This is a genomic window from Streptomyces sp. NPDC053432 (genome assembly GCF_055585365.1).
The window spans coordinates 1-2,219 of record NZ_JBVJKF010000056.1 but is presented as its reverse complement, the minus strand read 5'-3'; the positions used below and the strand labels follow the sequence as shown (position 1 = coordinate 2,219).

Sequence of the window (2,219 nt, the reverse complement as noted above, 5' to 3'; positions counted from 1 at the left end):
TGTCGGTGACGGGTGAAAAGTGGACCGTTGGCGGCGGATGAATGTTGACCCCCATCGAGGGTCTGGCTCGTTGAGTCAGGCCGGGAGGATGGGTGATCAGCGTGGAGGACTGGGCGGAGATCCGGCGGCTGCATAGAGCCGAGGACATGCCGATCCGGGCAATCGCGAGGAAGCTGGGGATCTCGCGGAATACGGTCCGCAGGGCGGTGGCCGATGACGCGCCGCCGAAGTACCAGCGGGCGCCGAAGGGCTCGGTCGTCGATGCGGTCGAGCCGCAGATCCGTGAACTGCTCGAACAGTGGCCGGACATTCCGTCGACCGTGATTGCCGAGCGGCTCGGCTGGCAGCGGGGCATGACGGTGCTCAAGGAACGGGTCCGGGAACTTCGGCCGGCTTACCGGCCCGTCGATCCGGCATCGCGGACGGTCTATGAGCCGGGTGAGGTTGCCCAGTGTGATCTGTGGTTCCCGGCCGCCGAGATCCCGCTCGGCTTCGGGCAGGTGGGCCATCCGCCGGTGCTGGTGATGGTGGCCGGCTATTCGCGGTGGATCACCGCCCGGATGCTGCCCTCGAGGAACGCGGCCGATCTGATCGCAGGTCACTGGCGGCTGCTGACCGATCTGGGAGCCGTCCCCAGGGCTCTGGTCTGGGACAACGAAGGAGCCGTCGGCTCGTGGCAGCCCGGAGGCCCGCGGCTCACGGATGACTTCGCGGCGTTCGCCGGCCTGCTGGGCATCAAGTTCGTCCTCTGCAAGCCCCGTGATCCGGAAGCGAAGGGCCTGGTCGAGCGGGCGAACGGCTATCTGGAGACCTCGTTCCTGCCCGGCCGGGTCTTCGCCAGCCCCGCGGACTTCAACATCCAGCTGGCCGACTGGCTCACCAAGGCCAACCGGCGGATCCACCGAACGTTGCAGGCCAGGCCGTCGGACCGGCTGGAAGCCGACCGCTCACGGATGCTCCAGCTGCCGCCGATCTCCCCGCCGGGCTGGTGGAAAGCATCGCTACGGCTGCCGCGGGACCACTACGTCCGCCTCGACACCTGCGACTACTCCGTCCATCCCCTCGCGATCGGCCGTCGCATCGAGGTGGCCGCCGACCTGGACCAGGTCCTGGTGACCTGCGACGGCGTCGAGGTCGCCCGCCATGCCCGCTGCTGGGCCCGCCACCAGACCCTCACCGACCCGGATCACGCGGCGGCTGCCGCTGCCGCCCGCAGGGCGGCCACCAGCAAGAAGACGGTTCCCGTCCAGGGGACCGACGTCGAAGAACGGTCGCTGGACTCCTATGACCGGATCTTCGGCGTCATCGACGGCGGACTGACCACGGGCGAAGGGGCAGCCTGATGACCACCACCAACGACAAGACCACGAAGAACGGCCGCGACGTCACCTCGGAAATCGCCTATCTCACACGGGCCTTGAAGGCGCCGGCCCTGCGTGACTCGGTCGGCCGACTCGCCGACCGGGCCCGCTCGGAAGGCTGGACCCACGAGGAATACCTCGCCGCCTGCCTCCAGCGGGAAGTCGCCGCCCGCGACTCACACGGCGCCGAAGGCCGCATCCGAGCCGCCCGCTTCCCCTCCCGCAAATCGCTCGAGGACTTCGACTTCGACCACCAGCGGTCCGTCAAACGAGAGTCGATCTCTCACCTGGGGACGCTCGATTTCGTCGTCGGGAAAGAGAACGTGATCTTCCTGGGACCGCCCGGCACCGGCAAGACGCACCTCGCAACCGGGCTCGGAATCCGGGCCTGCCAGGCCGGTCACCGGGTCGCTTTCGCCACCGCCGCCCAGTGGGTCGCCCGCCTCGCCGAAGCCCACCAGGCCGGCAAACTCGCCGACGAACTCACCCGTCTCGGCCGGATCCCCCTGATCGTCGTGGATGAAGTCGGCTACATCCCGTTCGAACCCGAGGCCGCGAACCTGTTCTTCCAGTTCATCTCAGGCCGATACGAACACGCGTCCGTGATCGTCACCAGCAACAAGCCCTTCGGACGCTGGGGAGAGGTCTTCGGCGACGACACCGTGGCCGCCGCGATGATCGACCGACTCGTCCACCACGCCGAAGTGATCTCCCTCAAGGGCGACAGCTACCGCATGCGCGGCCGCGACCTCGGCCGGGTTCCACCCGCCAACACCGGGGAATGAACAACATCAACTGACGGACCGGGGGTCAATCTTCAACCGGCCAGGGTGGGTCACGATTCAAGCGCCGCCGACA

General features: G+C 68.0%; 2 protein-coding genes. Both read left to right on the top strand.

Going from position 1 to position 2,219, the window contains the following annotated elements:
• Window positions 1-92 precede the first annotated feature (92 nt).
• Window positions 93-1,343, top strand: a complete 1,251-nt coding sequence (gene istA / locus ACZ6Y1_RS37495) for an IS21 family transposase (protein WP_469640664.1) — start codon at window positions 93-95, stop codon at window positions 1,341-1,343.
• Window positions 1,343-2,146 (top strand): IS21-like element helper ATPase IstB, encoded by an 804-nt coding sequence (istB, locus tag ACZ6Y1_RS37490; RefSeq protein ID WP_469640661.1) that lies wholly within the window; start codon window positions 1,343-1,345, stop codon window positions 2,144-2,146. The genes istA and istB overlap by 1 nt, the downstream gene beginning before the upstream one ends.
• Window positions 2,147-2,219 lie beyond the last annotated feature (73 nt).